General features: G+C 73.2%; 13 protein-coding genes and 1 pseudogene. 8 read left to right on the top strand and 6 right to left on the bottom strand.

The window, feature by feature from the left end:
* Position 1: 1 nt before the first annotated feature.
* The 4 genes from AB0B50_RS05770 to AB0B50_RS05755 are packed head-to-tail and all read left to right on the top strand — an operon-like array spanning position 2 to position 5,354.
* The gene (locus AB0B50_RS05770; protein WP_362326126.1) at positions 2 to 2,119 is read left to right on the top strand and encodes a DegT/DnrJ/EryC1/StrS family aminotransferase; all 2,118 of its coding nucleotides are present in this window, start codon (positions 2 to 4) and stop codon (positions 2,117 to 2,119) included.
* The gene (locus AB0B50_RS05765) at positions 2,116 to 3,333 is read left to right on the top strand and encodes a hypothetical protein (protein WP_362326123.1); all 1,218 of its coding nucleotides are present in this window, start codon (positions 2,116 to 2,118) and stop codon (positions 3,331 to 3,333) included. Before AB0B50_RS05770 ends, AB0B50_RS05765 begins: the two co-directional genes overlap by 4 nt.
* Positions 3,334 to 3,341: 8 nt before the next feature.
* Positions 3,342 to 4,469 (top strand): hypothetical protein, encoded by a 1,128-nt coding sequence (locus AB0B50_RS05760; RefSeq protein ID WP_362326120.1) that lies wholly within the window; start codon positions 3,342 to 3,344, stop codon positions 4,467 to 4,469.
* Positions 4,470 to 4,493: 24 nt separating this feature from the next.
* Entirely contained in the window at positions 4,494 to 5,354 is an 861-nt protein-coding gene (locus AB0B50_RS05755; protein WP_362326117.1) for a phytanoyl-CoA dioxygenase family protein, read from the top strand.
* Between the two features lie 23 nt (positions 5,355 to 5,377).
* Here the strand turns inward: AB0B50_RS05755 and AB0B50_RS05750 are convergent, their stop codons facing one another.
* Both AB0B50_RS05750 and AB0B50_RS05745 read right to left on the bottom strand, forming a co-directional pair.
* Positions 5,378 to 6,328 carry a Gfo/Idh/MocA family oxidoreductase gene (locus AB0B50_RS05750; RefSeq protein WP_362326115.1) on the bottom strand — a complete coding sequence of 317 codons (951 nt, stop codon included), beginning with the start codon at positions 6,326 to 6,328 and terminating at the stop codon, positions 5,378 to 5,380.
* Between the two features lie 16 nt (positions 6,329 to 6,344).
* Positions 6,345 to 7,346, bottom strand: a complete 1,002-nt coding sequence (locus tag AB0B50_RS05745; protein WP_362326112.1) for a zinc-binding dehydrogenase — start codon at positions 7,344 to 7,346, stop codon at positions 6,345 to 6,347.
* A 223-nt stretch (positions 7,347 to 7,569) separates the two neighbouring features.
* On the opposite strand from AB0B50_RS05745, the gene AB0B50_RS05740 reads away from it, so the two are divergent.
* Positions 7,570 to 9,090: a glycoside hydrolase family 3 N-terminal domain-containing protein gene (locus AB0B50_RS05740; RefSeq protein WP_362326109.1), complete on the top strand. Its 1,521-nt coding sequence runs from the start codon at positions 7,570 to 7,572 to the stop codon at positions 9,088 to 9,090.
* A 39-nt stretch (positions 9,091 to 9,129) separates the two neighbouring features.
* Here AB0B50_RS05740 and AB0B50_RS05735 read toward each other — a convergent pair whose 3' ends face one another.
* The gene (locus AB0B50_RS05735) at positions 9,130 to 9,708 is read right to left on the bottom strand and encodes a TetR family transcriptional regulator (RefSeq protein WP_362326106.1); all 579 of its coding nucleotides are present in this window, start codon (positions 9,706 to 9,708) and stop codon (positions 9,130 to 9,132) included.
* Between the two features lie 165 nt (positions 9,709 to 9,873).
* Between AB0B50_RS05735 and AB0B50_RS05730 the strand changes: the two genes are divergently transcribed.
* Complete coding sequence (locus tag AB0B50_RS05730; RefSeq protein WP_362326104.1) at positions 9,874 to 11,154, top strand: MFS transporter; 1,281 nt, start codon at positions 9,874 to 9,876, stop codon at positions 11,152 to 11,154.
* Here the strand turns inward: AB0B50_RS05730 and AB0B50_RS05725 are convergent.
* Together AB0B50_RS05725 and AB0B50_RS05720 are read right to left on the bottom strand one after the other, a co-directional pair.
* Positions 11,126 to 13,513, bottom strand: a complete 2,388-nt coding sequence (locus AB0B50_RS05725; protein ID WP_362326101.1) for a collagenase — start codon at positions 13,511 to 13,513, stop codon at positions 11,126 to 11,128. The two genes, AB0B50_RS05730 and AB0B50_RS05725, sit on opposite strands and share 29 nt — an antisense overlap.
* A 150-nt stretch (positions 13,514 to 13,663) precedes the next feature.
* Positions 13,664 to 14,794: an MFS transporter gene (locus tag AB0B50_RS05720; protein ID WP_362326850.1), complete on the bottom strand. Its 1,131-nt coding sequence runs from the start codon at positions 14,792 to 14,794 to the stop codon at positions 13,664 to 13,666.
* Positions 14,795 to 14,971: 177 nt separating this feature from the next.
* Between AB0B50_RS05720 and AB0B50_RS05715 the strand changes: the two genes are divergently transcribed.
* Both AB0B50_RS05715 and AB0B50_RS05710 read left to right on the top strand, forming a co-directional pair.
* Positions 14,972 to 15,718, top strand: a complete 747-nt coding sequence (locus AB0B50_RS05715; RefSeq protein ID WP_362326098.1) for a helix-turn-helix transcriptional regulator — start codon at positions 14,972 to 14,974, stop codon at positions 15,716 to 15,718.
* Positions 15,719 to 15,789: 71 nt separating this feature from the next.
* Positions 15,790 to 16,470 carry a GntR family transcriptional regulator gene (locus tag AB0B50_RS05710; RefSeq protein ID WP_362326847.1) on the top strand — a complete coding sequence of 227 codons (681 nt, stop codon included), beginning with the start codon at positions 15,790 to 15,792 and terminating at the stop codon, positions 16,468 to 16,470.
* A 556-nt stretch (positions 16,471 to 17,026) separates the two neighbouring features.
* Here AB0B50_RS05710 and AB0B50_RS05705 read toward each other — a convergent pair.
* Positions 17,027 to 18,463, bottom strand: a pseudogene (locus tag AB0B50_RS05705) (polyketide synthase); the annotation flags it as partial.
* Positions 18,464 to 18,577 lie beyond the last annotated feature (114 nt).

Raw genomic sequence — 18,577 nt, 5'->3', positions numbered from 1 at the left:
CATGCAACTACGTCACCTCCGCGCGCTCCTGGCCGCCGAGCCCGCCCTGCGGCACACCAAGGCGGCCGCGGAGCACACGGCCCGTGCACGCCGACTACGCGCCGTCGTCGAGCGGTTGGCGCGCGTCGAGCGGGCACCGCTCACCACCGCCGAGTCCACCGTTTCCGTACGTGACGGCCTGCACCGCGAGCATCTGGTGCTCGCCTCTTCCGTACGCGGCTCCTTCCACGCCACCCTCCTCGCACCGGCGGACACCACGCCGGGCCCCGCCGTGCTCGTCCTCGGCGGCAAGAACGCGCGCCTGGACCAGCTCACCGGCGACGTGCCTCCCGACCACCCCGACCGCAACGTCGCCGAGCACCTGGCACGGGCGGGTTTCGTCACGCTCTCCTACGACCACGGCATCGGCGGCGGCATGGACGCCGGGCGCAGGGCGGGGCGGGACGAAGGGACGCTCCTTGCGCACGCGTTCGCGCTGACCGGCCGCTCCCTGCTCGGCGCCCTCACCGGCGACGCCCTCGCCGCGCTGGACGTCCTCGCCGCGCATCCGCTCGTCGACCCCGACCGCGTCGGTCTGTTCGGCCACAGCCTGGGCGCCGCGGTCGCCCTGCACACCGCGCTGCTCACCGACCGCCGCACCGTCCCGCTCTGCACGGCGAGCCACCTCGGCAGCTACCGAGCCCTGTACGAAAGGCTGTTGACCGGCCACGAGGGCGCGGTGCTCCCCGGCATCCTGGAGTACGCCGACCTGCCGGACCTGTACGGCGCGCTGGCCCCCGCCCCGCTCCACCTCCAGTACGGCACCGCCGACTCCTACCTGGACCCGGCCGACGCGCGGGAGGCGGCCGGGACGGTCCGCGAGGCGTACGCGGCGGCCGACGCCGAAGCGGAGATCCACGAACTCCCCATGGGGCACGGCACCCATGTGGGCCACGCGGCGGACTTCTTCACCCGCACGCTGGCCGCGCCCGACGCAGCGGGCGCCGAAGTGCCCGCCCAGCGCATCCACTTCGAGGTGTTGGAGCGGCGTGCCGTCCTGGACCGCGTCGACGCGGCGCTCGCCTCCGGCATCCTCACCCAGGGCCCGCAGGTGGCCCGCTTCGAGGAGCTCGCCCGCCCGTGGACCGGCAGGGACACCGCGGCGGTCGCTTCGGGTTCGGCGGCCCTGGAGATCGCGCTGCGGATCATCGGCGTGGCGGGCCGCACGGTGCTCGTGCCGGTCAACACGTTCTTCGCGACGGCGGCCGCCGCGGTGCGCGCCGGGGCGTCCGTGCGCTTCGTCGACATCGAGCTCGACGGCCTCGGCGTGGACCCGGATGCCCTGCGCGCCGCCCTCGACCGGCACCCCGACACAGCCGCCGTCCTGCCGGTGCACATCGGCGGCATCGTCTCGCCCGCACTCGACGCGGTGCTCGCGCTCTGCCGCGGGCAGGGCGTCCCCGTGGTGGAGGACGCCGCGCACGCCTTCGGCGCCACGCTCGACGGGCGCCCGGCAGGGAGCTTCGGGCGGTTCGGCGCGTTCTCCTTCTTCCCCACGAAGGTCGCGGTCAGCGGCGAGGGCGGGCTCGTTTCCGCCGCGCTCGCGGACGACCTGGAGCAGGTGCGGCGCTGGCGCGACCACGGCAAGAGCGCGCAGGGCTCCACGCTGCACGACCGCCCCGGCGGCAACTGGCGCCTGAGCGAACTGCACGCCGCCGTCGGCACGGTGGACCTGGAGCGCTTCGGCCGCACCCTGGCGGTGCGCCGCGAACTCGCCGCGCGCTACGACGCGTTGCTGGCCGACGTGCCCGGCATCCGGCCGCACGCCGTGCCCACGGCGGCCGGCAGCAACTACTACAAGTACCTCGCCTATCCCGACCCCGACGGGCCGCTGGACCGCGCGCTGCTCAAGAAGCGGCTGCGGGAGCGGCACGGCGTGGCCCTGGCCGGGGAGGTCTACGACCATCTGCTGTGCGACCACCCCCACTTCGCGCCGAGGCGCCAACAGCACGCGCAGGAGGGCGCGTTCGAGCGGGGCCGCTGGTTCGCCCGCCACCACGTGGCACTGCCGCTGTATCCGTCCCTCACGGAGGCCGAGCAGATTCGGGTGGTCGCCGCGCTCCGCAGCGAGCTGTCGTGACAGCGGTGGTCTCCGCGTTCCGCAGGGGGGAGTGGCGGACGTCGCTGGACACTGTCGCGCTGCCGGGCCCCTGGGAGTCCGGGCACGGCCTCGCCCTGGTCCCGGAGATCGTCGCGCACGCCGACCGCCGGTGGTGGGACGACACCGGGCGCCACTCCCCCTTCGCCGCCACGACGCTCGCACCGGGCAGCCGCCGTGAACTCCTGCTGTTCGCCCTGGACTTGTTCGAACACGGCACCGTCACCGTCGGCGGCCTCGGACCGCAGGGCGCGGGCGACTTCCACATGGCGCTGTGGCAGACCGCCGGAGTGCCCCGCCCGCTGGCGCGGCGCTGGACCGGGATGCTGCGCGAGGGCCTGTCCCGCCGCAAGGCTCCCCGCCCGGACGACGCGCTGGCCCTGGTGTCGCTGCCCGGCAACACCTTCACCTGCCTGGACTCCGTCCTCGACCAGGCGGAGCGCTCCGCGGGCGTGTGGGTGCGCCCCAGCCGCCGCGAACCGCTGTCCGCCGCCCGGCTCGTGGCCTCGATGCTCACGGCGGGCTGGCCCCCGGACCGGATCGGCCTCTACCCCACCGAGCAGCGCACCCTGCACGGCCTGGTGCGCCTGACCGACCGGCAGGTCGTGTACGGCGGCGCGGGGCTCGCGGCATCGGCCCTCGACTCCGAGACCCTGACGCTGCACGGGCCGGGGCGCGGCTGCGCGGTCGTCCCCGCGGGGATGCCCGCCAAGGAGGCGGCGGACTGGCTTCTGCCGCTGATCGCCGCGGACTCCGGGCGGTTCTGCAGCAACGTACACACGGTGGCGTGCGCGGACGCCCCGGACGGTTCGCGCCAGGATCCCGAACCCCTGGCGACCGCGCTGGCCGCGGCGCTCGACGCGCTCCACCCGCAACCGGGGTTCCATCAAGAGCTGGTCGCCTTCCGCGAGTTCGGCGCGGTGGACATGATCCAAGGCGCCGTCCGCGACCGCCTCCGCCCCGGCGACCGCATCCTCACCCGCCGCCCCGCCGTCGTCCTCGGCCCCGCGAGCGAGGTCTACGCCAGGCCGCAACTCGCCCTGCTGGACGGTCATTTCGGGGACGGCACCGCCGCGACCCACCCCCTGGTCGGCCACGAGGTCCCCTTCCCCTTCGCCGCCGTCCTGAGCGCGTCCCCCGAGGCCGTGCGGGCCATCACCGCCGCGTCCCTGTTCGTGCACCGCCCAGCGAAGTGAGGCCCCGCATGACGACCACCTTCGGCACGCTCCCCGACACGCTGCGCGCCCGCGTCCCCGAGCTGGGCGTCGACCTCGACACCTGGACCCGCCGCATGATGCGCTGGCACTTCGAGCCGGAGACCGGCAGCCCCTTCTGGGTCGCGCGGCGCGAGAAGCTCGGCTTCGACCCGGTGAAGGACATCGGCGGCTTCGCCGACCTGGCGCGCTTCGGCCTCTTCGACAAGGCCGAGCTGCGCGCCGCGAACGCCCGCGACCTGCGCCCGCGCGGCTACCGCGACCGGCCCTTCCGGGTCTTCGAGACCGGCGGTACGACCGGCGCGCCCTGCCGGATCGTCAACGTCACGCGCCTCGCGTACGACGTGGAGATCTACCGCACGATGCTCGAAGCGCGCGGGGTGGCCGGCGGCGACGTGCTCGCGATGACGCCGAGCGGGCCGCACGCGTACGGGCACTTCGTGGAGGGCCTCGCCGACAGCTGGCGGGGCGCGGTGCACGCCATCGACTTCGACCCGCGCTGGGTGAAGGCCGCGCTGCGGTCGGGCGGCGAGGCGGACGCGTACACCGCGCACCTCGTCGACCAGACCCTCGTCCTGCTGGCCGCCGAGCGCCCCTCGCTCCTGTTCACCACCCCCCGGCTGCTCCTGGAGCTCGCGATGCGGCTGCCGCGGCCCCTGCACACGTACGGCATCCGCGCCGTGTGCACGGGCGGCACCTCCTGCACCGCCGCCGAGGCGGAGTTCCTGCGCGAGGAGCACCTGCGGGGCGTGCAGTGGATCGACACGTACGGCAACACGCTCGTCGGTCACGCCCTGCAGGCCGACGCGTCGGCGGGCACGGTGGCGGGCGCGCCCGAGCTGCCCGACGGCACCGGGCACTCCTACCATCTGCCGCCGCCCTTCGCGGTGTTGACGGTCGTCGACCCCGCCGACCCCTGGCGCGAGGTCGCGGTCGGGCAGCGGGGCCGCGTGCGGGCCACGACCCTCCTGGAAGACCTCTTCCTGCCGAATCTCCTGGAGCGGGACAGCGCGATCAGGACAGGACCGCACCCCTGGTTCCCCTGGGACGGGGTGGCCGCGGTGCGCCCCTTCCGCGACGCCGCGGACGCGCAGGAGGCGGTGGAAGGCGTCTACTGACCCGAGGATCGAGGGACACGCATCGTGAACCTGTCGTCGAACGGCCTGCCCATACCCTTCACACCGGAGCTCTTCGGCCCGCTGCGCCCCAGCGCGGACCTGCTGGAGCCGAGGGATCCGGCGGCGCTGCGGGCGCGGCTGCACGCCGACGGCTATCTGTATCTGCCGGGGCTGCTCGACCGCGCGGAGGTGTTGCGGCTGCGCGGCTCGTACTTCTCGCTCTTCCCGCCGGGGCTGCTCGCGCCGGGCAGCGGGCCCGAGGACGGTGTGTTCTCCGGGCGGGTGCCTGCGGGCGTTCCGGAGTACGGGGTGGCCGGGCATCCGGCGTACGCGTTCGTGCGCTCGGCACCCTTCGACCACTTCGTGAGCAACCCTGCCCTGTCCGAGCTGGCCTCCCAACTCCTGTACGCCAAGGCCGAGATGCTGCCGCGCCGCATCCTGCGCCACTTCCACCGGGGCACGCGGCGCGCCTCCCGGGCCCATGTCGACTTCGACTACATGGACGAGGGCTCGCCGCGCGTCGTCACGCTGTGGATCCCGGTCGGGGACTGCCCGCCGCGGACCGGTGCGCTGGTGTATCTGGAGGGCTCGCACCGGCTGCCGCCCGAGGCGTACGCACCGCTGCGCGACGTCACCGACCGGCCGGGCGAGCGCCGCCAGATCTGCCACGACCTTGAGCTGACCGCGCGCACGCTCGGCCGACGCTGGCTGTACGCGGACTTCGCGGCGGGCGACGTGATGGTGCATCTGCCGCGCATCATCCACGCGTCCCTGGACACGACGACGGACGCCATGCGGCTTTCCGTCGACACCCGCTTCGTCCGCACCGGCGACACCCCGGATCCGCGGTGGCTGCTTCCTTGGGCGGCGGACGACGGAGCGTGAACCACTGGAATTCCAGCGGATGTTCAGGACCAGGGCCGCACCGGAAGACCGCCCGCCGCGGCCGAGCGTTCCGCCGCGACGATCACGTCGTCGACCAGGCGGGCCTCGGACAGCGGGCACACCGGCGGCGCGCCGGTCGTGACCGCCGTCGTGAAGTCGGCGAGCAGGGGTTGGTGCGGGTTGGGGGCCGGAGGGAGGTGCAGCGGCCGGCCGGTCACTCCGGCGAGGCGGCCCGAGTCGAGCGGGTCGAGCGTCACCGTGCGGTCCTCCGCGGTGAGTTCGACGTGGTCGAGCGGGGGCCCGTCATCCCACTCGATGAGGCAGTGGGCCCGCGTTCCGGACCGCCAGCGCAGGGTGAGGTCGGCCCGCCGCTCGGCCCCTTCGGGGAACCGGCGGTCGAGCCGAGCCGTGATCTCGTACGGCCGCCCGAACAAGTGGAGCAGCAGGTCGACCCGGTGGCTTCCGGCGTCGGCGAGGACCCCGCCGCCCGCCACGGCGGGGTCGGTGCGCCAGCGCATCGGATCGTCCGGGCCCGGATCGAAGGGGCATCGGAACCGCACCTCCACCCGCGCGGGCGTCCACACGCCCAGCTCCTCGCGCAGCCGTCGCACGGCGGGCGCGAGCCTGCGGTAGTAGGCGACGCCCGCGCACGGCCCGATGGTGTCGAGGGCCCCGTCGACCGCGAGTCCCCCGGCGAGCGGCTTCTCGATCAGGACGGGGAGCCCGGCGCCCGACACGGCCTGGGCGAGCGGCACATGATGGGCGACGGGTGTGGCGACGTACACCGCGTCGACGCCGGAGAGCAGGACCGCCGGGTCGGCGCCCGACCCGGCGATGCCGTACTCCTCGGCGGTGCGGGCGGCGCGGTGCGGGTCACGGCCCCACAGCACCGTCGGTTCCTCGCCGAGCGCGTGCAGGGCGGGCAGCACGCGGCGCGTCACGATGTCGCCGTATCCTGCGATGCCCCACTTCACGCGACGGTCACCTGCCTCAGGGGACGATCGCCACCTTCAGCGTCTCGCGCGGCGGGCCGTCGTAGGGGGCGTGTTCGGCGTCGGGGTAGAGGGAGCGGCTCGCGGAGAGCTGCTCCATGGCCTTGGGGAGTTCGTCGAGGGGATAGGTGTGCGTGTGCAGATCGGGCAGGCGCAGGGCGTCGGTGCGGCGGTGGGCGAGCCGTTCGGCCACGGCGAGCGCCTCCTCGCGGGCGGTGTCCACGGGTTCGGCGGAGCTGTGCACCCGCAGCCCCTTGCGTTCCCAGGTGACGAGGTCGACGGTGACGTGGGTGTCGACGTGGTGCGTGCCGAGGAGGACGACGAGGCCGTTCCGGCGTACGAGACCGACGCAGGCGTTGAGGGTCGTGGGGGTGCCGACGGCGTCGACGGCGACGTCGAAGTCCGCGCCGACGGCGGACAGTTGCTCGCGGCTGCCGTCCACGCGGCGCACGGCGTCCGCGCCCGCGGCGGCCGACCGCTCAAGGCGCCAGTCGTCGAGGTCGACGGCGACGACCTCGGCGGCGCCGCGGGCCACCGCGACCCGCAGCGCCATCTGTCCGACGGGTCCCTGGCCGACGATCGCGACGCGGTCGCCGAGCCGGATGCCGCGCGTGGCGTGCACGGCCAGCGGCAGGAGCTGCAGGATCGCACCCTGCTCGAAGGGCACCTCGTCGGGCAGGGCGCCCACGGATATCTCGCGGGCCAGGGCGAATTCGGCGTATCCGGTGGTGAGGGGGGTGCGCACGAAGACGCGCTGTCCGGGCACGACCCGGCGCACGCCCGCGCCCGTCGCCTCGACGACCCCGGCGATCTCATGACCGAAGCAGCCCTGCGCGCAGTGTTCGCGCAGCCCGTGGTAGTGGAAGTACGCGAGGTCGCTGCGGTTGCAGACGGTGCAGGCCCGCACCCGCACGAGCACCTCCCGCGGCCCGGGTTCCGGCACCGCGACGTCGGTGACCAGCCGGATGTCGCGCCTGCCTACGAGCTCGTACCTGCGCATGAGCCACTCCCCTCGGTGAATGCCGTGCCGGAAGCCCCAAGGATTCCCCAACTCCTGGCCCATGATGTTGAATTCGCCCGTCGCGACCGGTTCCGTCTTCTTGACAGCCCTGATGGGGCCGAGCCAATATCCACTATCCGATTGGCCTGGACCAATCGGCAAGAGCCTCGTCACACACCCCATGTCCCACGAGCCACGTACCCACACCTTCGGAGGTCGCGCCATGGCACCGAGCAGTGACCCGACCCTGGAGCGCCTCGCCAACTCCGTGCTGCAACCAGGCTTCGAGGGCACCACGGCCCCCGACTGGCTGCGCCGCAGGATCGCCGAGGGCCTGGGCTCCGTCGTGCTGTTCTCGCGGAACATCCACACGCCCGAGCAGGTCGCGCGGCTCACCGCCTCGCTGCGCGCGGAGAACCCCGACCTGATCGTCGCCATCGACGAGGAGGCGGGCGACGTGACCCGCCTGGAGGCCTGGACCGGCTCGTCACGGCCCGGCAACCTCGCCCTCGGCGCGGTCGACGACATCGACCTCACCGAGAGCGTGGCCCACGACATCGGCCGTGACCTGCACGCCGCGGGCGTCTCGCTCAACTTCGCGCCCAGCGCCGACGTGAACTCCAATCCGCTCAACCCGGTGATCGGCGTACGCTCCTTCGGCTCCCGCACCGACCTCGTCTCACGGCACACCGCCGCCTGGATCCGCGGTCTGCAGCAGGCCGGTGTGGCCGCCTGCGCCAAGCACTTCCCCGGTCACGGCGACACGATCGTCGACTCGCACCACGGCCTGCCCCAGATCCAGGGCTCCGCCGAGGAGATCGCGCTCACCGCCCTGCCGCCGTTCATCGCCGCGATGGAGGCGGGCGTCCGCGCGGTGATGACCGCACATCTGCTCGCCCCCGCCTACGACCCCGACCTGCCCGCGACCCTCAGCCACCGCATCCTGGTGGAACTGCTCCGCGGCGAGCTCCGCTTCGACGGCCTCCTGGTCACGGACGGCATCGAGATGGGCGCGGTGACCGACCGCTACGGCATCGACGGCGCCACGGTCAAGGCGGTCGCGGGCGGCGTGGACGCGGTGTGCGTGGGCGGCGAGAGCGCCGACGAGGCCACGTTCGACCTGCTCTCCACGGCCCTGGTCAAGGCCGTGCTCGACGGCACGCTCCCCGAGGAGCGGCTCGCCGAAGCGAGCCTGCGCGTACGGGAGTTCGCGGTCTGGTCCGGCGAGCGCTCCCGGGCGGTGGGCCGCGCCGCGGAGCCCTCCGACATCGGCCTGGTCGCGGCGCGCCGCGCCGTGCGGGTGCGCCACCGCTCGGACTCGGCGGACGCCGTGCTCCCCCTCACGGGCGCCGCGCACGTGGTGGAGCTGTCCCCGACGATGAGCCTCGCCGTCGACGGCCGCACCCCGTGGGGCGTCGCGGAACCGCTGCGTGACCTGCGCCCCGGCACCACGTCCGTGCGTCTGACGGAGCCCGAGCTCTCCCACGGCGCGGACATCCTGGACCGCGAGGCCCTGGCCCCGGCGGCGGGCCGCCCCCTGGTGGTCGTGGTCCGCGACGCGGCCCGACACCGCTGGATGACCGACACCCTGACCCGCCTGCTGCGCAGCCGCCCGGACGCCCTGGTCGTCGAGATGGGCGTCCCCGCGGGCGACGCGCTCGGCGCCACCCATCTGATCACCCACGGCGCGACCCGCGTCTCGGGCATCGCGGCGGCGGAGCTCCTGGCGGGCGCGGCGGGCTGATCCACCCCCGCGCCGCCTCCTCGCGGGGCGCCCCGCCGGTCAACGGACCGGCAGGAGCTCCCTCAGCATCTCCTCGAACTCGTCCGCCGTGGGCGGCTCCTCGGCCAGGAGGCCCTGGAGGAGCAGGCCGTCGTAGGCGTGCGTGAAGAGCTTGACGCGTACCGGGTCGTCGGTGAAGTGCCGCGCGAAGGCCGCAAGCCCTTCCTTCCAGCGCCGCGTCGCCGTGCGCTGCTCCGGGCGGCGCACGGCGAGCAGACACATCTCGAACTCGGCGAGGAGATGGCCGGGGGCGGTGAACAGGTTCGCCATCAGCAGGGCCAGCGCCCTGATCCGGTCGGCGCCCACCACTTCGCCCAGGGGCGCATCGACCAGGTGCTCGATGCGCGCCGAGTCCTCCTCCATGCAACTGGTCAGCGCCGCGGTCAGCAGGTCGCCGATGCCGTCGAAGTAGTACGTCGTGGCGGTGGTGGGCAGCCCCGCCTCCTTGGCGACGCTGCGGTGCGTGACGCCCGACGCCCCCTCGCGTGCGATCACGCGCACGGTTGCCTCGATCAGCGCGCGGCGCCGGAGCTCTCCCTTGGCGCGGCGCCCGTCGGTGATCGGCGCGGTGTCCGACATGGTCCGTGTGACTCCCCTGGCCGGTGCCTACTTCCTCGCCGACGGTACCCCGACGGATCCACGTGATAGAAAGTGGAACATACGTCCCACTTGCTTTTCGTGCGGCGCGCGGGGCCCCCGCATGCCCGCGCGCCCGGAGAACCGACCCCGGAAACAGGTCATTCCATGCCGAACCCGTACCGCGAGATCTTCGCCGCCCCGGGCGCGAAGGCCTTCAGCTCCGCCGGTCTCGTCGCCCGGCTCCCCCTGCCTCTCACTCACATGGGCATCCTCACGATGCTCTCCGAGACCACCGGCGAGTACGCGCTCTCCGGCCTGGTCGCAGGCACCTTCACCTTCTCCATGGCCCTGCTCGGACCGCAGGTCTCGCGCGCCGTCGACCGGCACGGGCAGAGCCGGGTCCTGCCGATCGCCACAGGGATCAGCGTGCTCGCGCTCGCGGCCCTGCTGCTCTGCGCCACCACCGAAGCCCCCACCTGGACGCTGTTCCTCTTCGCGCTGCTCTCCGGCCTGATGCCGAGCATGGGCGCGATGGTCAGGGCCCGCTGGACGGAGCTGCACCGCGGCTCGCCCCGGCTCAACACCGCGTACTCGCTGGAGTCCGTGGTCGACGAGCTGACCTACGTCATCAGCCCGGCGCTCGCGGTCGTCCTGTCCACCGCGCTCTTCCCGCAGGCCGCGCCCCTGGCCGCGGGCGTCCTGCTCGTCGTCGGCGTCGCGCTGTTCGTGCCGCAGAGGCGCACCGAGCCGCCGGTGCCGCCCCGCGCCGAGCAGTCCGCCCCGGGCGGCTCCTCGTCGGTGATCTGGTCGCCGCCGGTGCTGCTGCTCGCGCTCACCCTGCTCTTCGGCGGCGCGATACCCGGCATGGTCGACACCATGGGCCTGGCCTTCGCCGAACGGCAGGGCGACAAGGCGCTGTCCGGCATCGTCTTCGCGGCGTACGCCATCGGCTCCGGCATCGCGGGGCTGCTCTTCGGCGCCCGCAGCCCGAACGTCCCGCTGCCCCGCCTGCTCCTGATCGGCGTCACGGGCACCGCCCTGACCACGCTGCCTTTCCTCTGGGTGGACTCGATCGCCGCCATGGCGGCCGTGGTGTTCGCCGCCGGTGTCTTCTTCGCGCCCACCATGGTGGTGATCATGGGGATCGTGGAGCGCACGACGCCCGAGCACCGGCTCACCGAGGCCATGACGTGGATGATCGCGGGCCTGCAGAGCGGCGTCGCGATCGGCGCCGCCGCCACGGGCGTCGTCCACGACAACTGGGGCTCCACCGCGGGCTTCTCGGTCGGTATCGGCGCCGGAGCGGCGGCGCTGCTGCTCGCGCTGTGCAGTCTGCCGATGCTGCGCGGCCGGCTGCGGAACGCCTCCGGGGCCCCCGCGCCCGCCGCGGGAGCCCCGGAGACCTCGGAGACCGAGCTCACCCCTTCAACGGGCCCTCGCAGCTGAAGTCCGACGTGCCCGCGCGGCCGTTGGACCAGATGTCCACCCTGCCGAACGAGCAGTTCATGTCGGTCAGGTTGTTGTCACCGGACGCGGCCCGGTCCAGGACGAAGTAGTCCACGGTCTCGGACATGTCCTTGAAGACGGCGTCGGGATCGCCGGACGCGCTGAGGTTCGCGGTGATCCTGCTCCTGCAGGTGAACCGCGGACGCTCCGGCGCCCCGTTCGACGTGCACACGGGGGTGATGCCCGTCGTCGCCGTGAAGGAGGCGCGCACCTGGTCGGCCGAGGTGTCACGCAACTCGCCGACCGGCACGTACGTCGTGTCGGGCACGAAGAGGTCGTCGACCCGCGCGATCTGCTTGTCGAGGAAGGCGTCGTACGCGCTCTGCAGACCGCCGTCCCTGCCGAGCCGATTGCGCCACGCGTCGAAGCCCGCCGGGTCGTCCGCCCGCAGGTACCCGTACATCTCCTTGAGCAACGCGGGGCGTTCGGTCCACAGGAACTCGAAGAACGTGCCCGCGTAGTTGTAGAAGCGGAAGCCGTCGCCGTCGTACGTGGCGTGCAGGATCCGGTCCACGCTCATCCGAGGACCGCCGTTCGCCGTGTCGGCGATGATGCCCTTGACCAGCGACTTGCGGACCTTGATGCCGTCGTCGCGGGTGGCGCCGTCGAAGAACTCGGCGGTGCCCTCGTCCATGGCGGTGGTCCGGTCGCCCTGGTACCACGCGCCCTCGCCGAAGAAACCGGGCACCGCCCAGCGGCCGTTGAGGTAGTGCGTGTACTCGTGGCGGAACAGTTCCTCCAGCGTCAGCGAGGAGTCCTGCGGGACGCGCCGCTGGTAGGTGTAGAAGGTCGCGCCGCGCTCGATGTAGATGCCGCCGTTGTTCGTGTCCATCCCGGTGAGCAGCGGGTGGTAGTTCTCGTACTCGGCGCGCGAGGCGTAAAGGACCGTCGTCAGCGTGGTGTTGGGGTCGCCCGCGAGCGGCTCCTCGGTGCCGACGACCCGGTGGAACTGCGCCTTGACCTGCTTGCTCGCGTAGTAGAGCTGGTCGACGGTGCCCCGGTCGAGCGCCGTGCGGACCTTCATGCCGCCCTTGTCGTACGTGTACGTGTACGGGAACAGACGGCGCTCGATGTCCGCCCTGCAGACCTTGTACGGCGCGCAGGCGTCGAACTCGTTCAGCCACGTGGCGACCTTCGCCCAAGGGGCGCTGCCCTCGCCGAAGTTGCGGGCCGTGACGTCGACGAGGCCGCCGAGGCCGGAGACGATCTCGGCGGTGAGCCCGTCGATCTGGCCGAACCTGCCGTACTCGAGGAGCGCGTCGCGCACCACCCAGGCGTTGTCGGCGCCCTTGAGGTGGGTGTACCCGGCGAATGCCTTGAAGGCCGCGCGGTAGGAGGCGTCGCCCTTGACCGCCGCGTGGAAGGCGGTGTCCCGGTTGCCGGGGTACACGCCGAGGTAGCTCACGGAGAGCGCGGCGAGCGCGGAGCCCGCCCAGGCAGTGTCCTTGGCCGTCTCGGGGTGGGCGGCGTCCATCGTGGCAAGGACCCGCTTGATCAGGGGGAGTTGGTGCTGACGCAGGCCGGGCGCGCTCGCCGCGTAGAGAGCCTCGCGCAGCGACTCGGCGTTGGTCCGGGTGACGTCGAAGGTGCGGGGTGCCGTGCCGAATGCCTCGACGGCACGGCGCATGGCGTCCACGGTCGGGCCGTCGGTGACGTCGATCTCGTCGTGCGAGAAGTCCTGGTACGCGACGGCGTGGAGATAGGTGAGCATCTCCAGGAGGTTGCTGCCGTCCCTGCCGTCGTGGGCGGCGGCGAGCCGGGCGACGCGTCCGGAGACCGCCTGGACGTGGGCGTCCGACATGACGGGCGCCAGGCGCGCGTCCCAGGTCCAGATGAGCGTGCGCAGACAGCCGTCGGCGGTGACGGCGGGGTCGGCGAGGAAGTCGGCGAACCGCTCGGGCGTCAGACCGGTGACGCCGTCGAGGGTGCAGGGCGCGGCCGTCGGCTCGGCGGTTTTCGCCTTGGCGGTCTTCGCCTCGTTGGCCTTCGCCTCGGTGGTCTTCGGCTTCGGTGTGCGGGCGCCCGGGGTGCCGCCGCCCGTGAGGCCGCCGGGTGCGGGGATCTTGAAGGCGCTCGGCTTGGGGGCCTTCGCCTTGCGTTCGACGACGTCCAGGGGGTTCGGCCCGGCGGGCGCGGTGGCCGCGGGGGCCGCAGCCGTACGGGACTTGTCCGCCGCGGACGAGGGTTCGGCCGCCTGCGAGTACTGGGCGGCCGTGACACAGAGGGTCGCCGCTATCGCACCGGCGAGCACGGATCTGCGCAGGGATCTTCGACAGGTTCTTCGACGTGGTCGGGACACGGATGGCTCCTGGGTGGGTGGAGGGACGGAGGGCGCCGCGTCGGTCAACCGCGGCGCACTCAGAGGTAGTTGAAGGCTCACCTCCGAGTTATGTGATGCGTAACGTAGTAATGTGAAATTGCACTGACAACCCCTGGGGACCCGACAACCTCAACGGGATTGCGGTTCGCGCAAGGTGCGCAGCAGGAGCCAGCCGAGGGCGGGCAGCGCGATCAGCGGCATCAGGGCCGTCCGCAGCGACGAGGCGTCGGCGACGGCTCCGATCACCGGGCTCATCAGGCCGCCGACGCTCACGGTGAGCCCCAGGGTGACACCGCTCGCGGTGCCCATGCGGCGGGGCAAGTAGTCCTGGCCGAGGGTGATGTGGAGGGAGAACGGCACGTACAGGCCGGCCGAGGCGAGCGCGACGAACAGGAAGAGCGGCGGTCCCGGGACGAGCACGACACCCGCCACCGCGAGGACCGTCAGGGCGTACGACCACCGCACGACCGGAAGGCGGCCGTGCCGCGCGGCGAGCCTCCCGCCGGCCATGGTGCCGACGGCGCCGCCGATGTAGAGCACGAACAGCGCGACGGTGCCAAAGACTTCGCCCCCGCCGGTGCGCTCGCGCACGTACAGGGCGATGAACGTGCTCAGTCCGGTGAAGACGACCGAACGGCAGACGACGGCGCCGGTCAGCCTGATGAAGGACCGCCAGTCGTCCTCGGCCTCGGCCGGGGTCCGCGCCACGCTCTCGGCGGATGCCGCCTGCGCGGCCCGCACGCCGCGCAGCGCGGCCGCGCACAGCGCCGCCCCCGCGAGGGCGGGCACGACGAGGAGCGGCGACGCGCGCAGTCCGCCGGTGGCGACGACCGCGGAGACCATGAGCGGCGCTGCGGCGAAGCCGAGGTTGCCGCCGAGCGAGAACCAGCTCATGGCGGTGTGGCTGCCCCGGCTCGCCTGCCGGGCCACGCGCGCGGCCTCCGGGTGGTAGGCGGCGACGCCGATGCCGGACACGGCGACGACCAGCAGGGTCAGGACGTAGTTTCCGCCGACCCCGGCGAGGGCGACGCCTGCGCCGCCCACCAGCGTGCTCACCGGAAGCAGCCAGGGCAGGGACCACTTGTCGGTGAGCGCGCCGAACAGCGGCTGCACCACCGAGGAGAGCAGCGACGCGGCGAGGACGATGCCGGACGCGGCGGCGTAGGTATAGGCACGTTCGGACACGAAGTACGGGACGAGGGCGGCGACGGCTCCCTGATAGACGTCGACGCAGGCGTGACCGAGGGAGAGGAGAGGGATCGGGCCGGTGCGGGGCGGCTTGGCCTCGGCTTTGCCGCTGACTTCGGCCTGGGCCTTGACCTGGGCATCGATCCGGGCCTCGGCTGAACTCCCGTGCGTATGTGGGGTCTGATTCGCTGACACCGTCCCATCGTCGCCACGCCCTGCCCTGGCGCGCTTCCGATAAAGTGCCAATCCGTGTCGAACATCCGCCACACCCCCGAGGCACCCACCACCGTCCGCGAGCTCGCTCCCGGCGAGCTCATCGACGCGCACCGCCACGACGACCACCAGATCATCTACGCGGGCTCGGGCGTCGTGGCCGTCACCACCGACGCCGGTACGTGGTTCGCGCCGGGGACGCGGGCCATCTGGGTCCCCGCCGGGTGCGTCCACGCGCACCGCGCCCACGGGCACCTAGCCCTGCATCTGCTCGGCCTGCCCGCGCGCACGAACCCGCTCGGGCTCGACGCCCCGACCGTCCTCGCCGTGGGCCCGCTGCTGCGCGAACTGATCCTCGCCTGCACCCGGGACCCGCACGACGACTCCCCCGAGCACCGTCGGCTGCGCGCCGTGCTCCTGGACCAGCTGCGCGCCTCGCCGCAGCAGCCCGTCCAGTTGCCCGCCCCCTCGGACCCCCGCCTCGCGGCCGTCTGCGACCTGCTGCACCATGACCCGGCCGACCCGCGCGGCCTTGCCGAACTCGCCTCGGAGGCGGGCGCGGGCGAGCGCACCCTCAGCCGGCTCTTCCGCCGCGACCTCGGCATGACCTTCCCGCAGTGGCGCACCCAGCTGCGGCTCTACCACGCGCTGCGCATGCTGGCCGACGGCACACCGGTCACCTCGGTCGCGCACCGCTGCGGCTGGTCGTCGACCAGCGCCTTCATCGATGTGTTCCGCCGGGCCCACGGCTATACGCCCGGCACCCACAACCGGCGCGACTGAACCCCCAACTGGCCACGTGACATTGTACTTTGGTGATCAGCTCGGGCGCGGGGACCACCGGAGGGATCACCATGGGCCACCTGAAGCAGAAGAACCTCATCACCACCAGGGAGCGGCTGCGGGACCAGGTCGGCCACGCCCTGCGCGCCACCCTGATCTCCGGCGAACTGCGCCCCGGCGAGATCTACTCCGCGCCCGGCCTCGCCGAGGACTTCGGCATCTCGGCGACGCCGGTGCGCGAGGCGATGCTGGACCTGGCACGGGAGGGCCTTGTCGAACCCGTACGCAACAAGGGGTTCCGGGTCACCGAGGTCGACGAACGCGACCTCGACCAGTACACGGAGATCCGCGCCCTGATCGAAGTCCCCATGATCGGCCGGATCACGAAGAACGCCGCCCGCGAGGACTTGGAGGCCCTGCGTCCGGTCGCGGAGGAGATCGTCCGCGCCGCCCGCGAGCACGACCTCATCGCCTACCTGGAGGCCGACCGGCGCTTCCACCTCTCCCTGCTCGCCCTCTCGGGCAACGACCGCCTCGTCGAGACCGTCGGCGACCTGCGCAAGCGCTCCCGCCTCTACGGCCTCACCGCCCTCGACGAGCGCGACCAGCTGACCCCCTCGGCCGAGGAGCACATCGAACTCCTCGACCTGATGCTCGCGGGCGAGGCCAAGGCCGCGGAGAAGTGCATGGCCAAGCACCTGGGGCACGTACGGTCGCTGTGGGCCGAGGACGAGACGTCGGCCGCACGGTAGGGCCGCACGGCCGACGGGCCTCGGCCCTCAGTCGGACCTCGGAAGTCAGGCGCCGGGCGTCACCGGCCCGCCTTGCGCGCCCGCGCAGCACGCTGCCCAGAGCGCGCAGTTTCCGCACCTGCGTGTCGGCGATGTCCACGAGCGTGGCGACGGACGCCAGCGTGAGCAGCGCCGTGCCGGACACCGCCATGTGCACGGGCCGGTGCTCGTCGCCCTTGACCTGAAGGAACTCCGGCTCCCTCGTGGGCGCGGGCATCGTCATGTCGACCGCGCCAGGACGCTGCTTGAGCGGCAGCTTCCAGATGCCGGGGATCGCGACGTGCGCCCGCAGGCCCACCTTGACCGCGGGGAGCCTCACACCGCTGTCCAGGCGCCAGATGGCGCGCCGCTCCAGGCTGCGGTGCCAGCGCCTGCGGCCCGACCCGGCGGCGGATACGGCTCCCCGCGCGGCGCCCGAATCGGCGACGCCGGGCGCGGCTTCCGACCCGGCACCCGACCCGGACGCGGGTACAGCTCCCAGACTGCGACCCGACCCATCGGCGGGTACGGCTCCCCGCCTGCGGCCCGACCCGGCGGCGGGCGCTGGTCCCCGCGCGGCGCCCGTCCCGGCTCCGGGTGTCGGCAGTTCGGGTGCCTCGGCGAGGATCACATGTGCGTTGGTGCCGGTGAAGCCGAAGCCCGAGACGCCGGCCACGCGCGGTCCCGCCGTGGCGCGCCACGGGGTGGCGCTCTCCACGACCTGCACGTTCATCGACACCCAGTCGATGCGCGGATTGGGCTCGTTGAAGTGGAGGTTGGCGGAGAGCACTCCGTGCCGCAGGGCGAGCACCGTCTTGATGACGGCGGCCATGCCGGCGGCGGACTCGCAGTGCCCGATGTTGCTCTTGACGGAGCCGACCCGCAGGGGCGCACCGGGCCTGCGGTCGGCGCCGAGGACCCGCCAGGCGGCGCCGATCTCGATGGGGTCGCCGAGCGCGGTGCCGGTGCCGTGCGCCTCCAGGTAGGAGACCTCGGCGCCTTCGGTGCCCGCGTCGGCGAGGGCGGCCGCGAGCATCCGCTCCTGCGCGGTTCCGCTGGGCGCGGTGAGCCCGGAGGCCGCGCCGTCCTGGTTGACGGCGCTGCCGCGCACCACGGCGAGGACGCGGTCGCCGTCGCGCCGGGCGTCGGCGAGCCGCTTCAGGACGAGCACGCCACAGCCCTCGGAGCGCACGAAGCCGTCGGCGTCGGCGGAGAAGGTGCGGCGGCGTCCGTCGGGCGACAGCATGTGGGCGCGGCTGACGGCGATGGACGCGGTCGGGTCGAGGATGACGTTGACGCCGCCCGCGAGCACCGTGCCGCTCTCGCCGGAGCGCAGCGACCGTATGCCCAGGTGGAGCGCGACGAGCGAGGACGAGCACGCGGTGTCCACGGCGAGGGCGGGCCCGTTCAGGCCGAGGACGTAGGCGAGGCGTCCGGCCGCGGCGTTCAGGGCGGTGCCCGTGCTGTAGTACGCGTCGAGGTCGCCGGGGCCCGCCTGGGCGAGGAGCCGGGCGTAGTCGGCATAGCTGACGCCGACGAAGACACCCGTCCTGGTGTCCCTCAGGCGGCGCGGGTCGATGCCGCCGTCCTCTAGGGCGCGCCAGGCAGACTCCAGGAGCAGGCGCTGCTGGGGGTCCATCGCGGTGGCTTCCCTGGGCGAGATGCCGATGAACTCGGCGTCGAACCGGTCGACTTGGTCGAGGAAGCCGCCGCGCAGGGTGCCCGGGGCGTCCACGGGCACATCCTCCGCCATCTTCGTGCCCGGCAGGGTCCAGCCTCCTTCCGGTACGTTCGTGACGGCGTCGCGGCCTTCGCGCAGCAGCCGCCAGAAGCTGTCGGGGTCGGGGGCTCCGGGCAGTCGGCAGGCCATCCCGACGACCGCCACGGCCCGCCCCTGGTCCTGCTCCCGCACGGTGGCCGTCCCGCTTCCGCCGATCACACCCACGTCCCCTCGCAGACAGCACCGGCAAGGCATCCTCGGCGCGGGGCGCGGCATCTCCCACGTTGCCGGGGTCGGGCGGGGCCGCGGACTCCGTGCGAAGTGGTTGCAGGGCTTCTCCGTCCCTGTTTTACTGATCGCGCCGTACGC

Origin of the sequence: Streptomyces sp. NPDC041068, from assembly GCF_040647455.1 — a bacterium.
GTDB lineage: Bacteria > Actinomycetota > Actinomycetes > Streptomycetales > Streptomycetaceae > Streptomyces.
The sequence above is the reverse complement of the archived record's forward strand: the minus strand, read 5'-3'. Positions and strand labels throughout refer to the sequence as shown.